Here is a 1,160-nt window from a genome sequence, read left to right on the forward strand (position 1 = left end):
TTAGAATCGCTTTCTCCCTCACAAATAGAAAATCTCAAAGCTGACTCAGACCTTGCGTTGGATGAAATCAGTGTGTTTTTGCCAGATTTACCATCCTTACTTAGGCATACACAGTTAGAGTCGATGGCATTAGATGGCCTAGCGCTAGAAAGAGGGTTAGACAGTGGAATCCCAGGGCGCAAGTTAGAACAGATCACAGCGATGGGGGAGGCAGCGATTCAATCTCATCAAGGTGAGGAATGGTTAGAGTGGTGCTCGGGTAAAGGATACTTAGGTCGGATCTTAACCACGCAAACCGATCAACCAGTGACCAGTTTTGAATATCAACAAGCGTTATGCGACTCCGGCCAACAAGCCGCGAATGAACATCATTGGAAAATGACCTTTATCCAAGGTGACGCGTTTGATCCTCAAACCAAGGCAGTATTCAAACCCACGCAACATGCTGTCGCACTGCATGCTTGTGGTGACCTTCATGTTCGGTTGATGGAATATGGAAGTGAAGCCGGCATCGCGGCGATGACGATTTCACCTTGCTGTTATCATTTGATTCAAAGCGAGACGTACCAAGCGTTATCCCAATCAGTACGAGCGTCTGAACTCATTTTGTCTAAGCATGAACTGCGCATTCCATTGCAACAGACGGTGACAGGCGGTGAACGTGTGCGTCGCCATCGTCAACAAGAGATGGTATTCAGGCTTGGTTTTGATTTACTGACACGTGAGATTTTGGGAGTTGATGAGTATCAACCCGTGCCAAGCATTCGAAAATCACAGTTAAGTGATGGTTTTGAGGCATTGTGTCTCTGGGCTGCGAAAGAAAAAGGTATCGAGATTAACCAAGCGATTGACTTTGCCGAGTTTGAAAGGCGGGCAATAAAACGTTTTTGGCATATGGAAAGAATGAGCTTAGTGCAACTGGTTTTTCAGCGACCTTTGGAGATCTGGCTCGCATTAGACAAAGTGCTTTATCTTGAAGAACGTGGTTATCGTGTTAGATTGGCAGAGTTTTGCCCTAAATCAGTTACGCCGAGAAATATTTTAATTTGTGCATATAAGAATTAGTTATTTTTTATATCTAAATCGACTATATGAAAAAGCCCACTTTATTGTGGGCTTTTGTAAAAAAAACGTGACAAAAATGGTTAATGTTGTGGTTA

1 protein-coding gene is annotated in these 1,160 nt (G+C 43.7%); it reads left to right on the forward strand.

The window, feature by feature from the left end:
- On the forward strand, positions 1–1,065 hold a 1,065-nt coding region (locus R7127_RS26610; protein WP_318148724.1), incomplete at its 5' end, for a methyltransferase.
- Positions 1,066–1,160: the final 95 nt, after the last annotated feature.

The sequence above is a fragment of the Vibrio sp. 1159 genome (assembly GCF_033340395.1).
Classification (GTDB): Bacteria; Pseudomonadota; Gammaproteobacteria; order Enterobacterales; family Vibrionaceae; genus Vibrio; species Vibrio alginolyticus.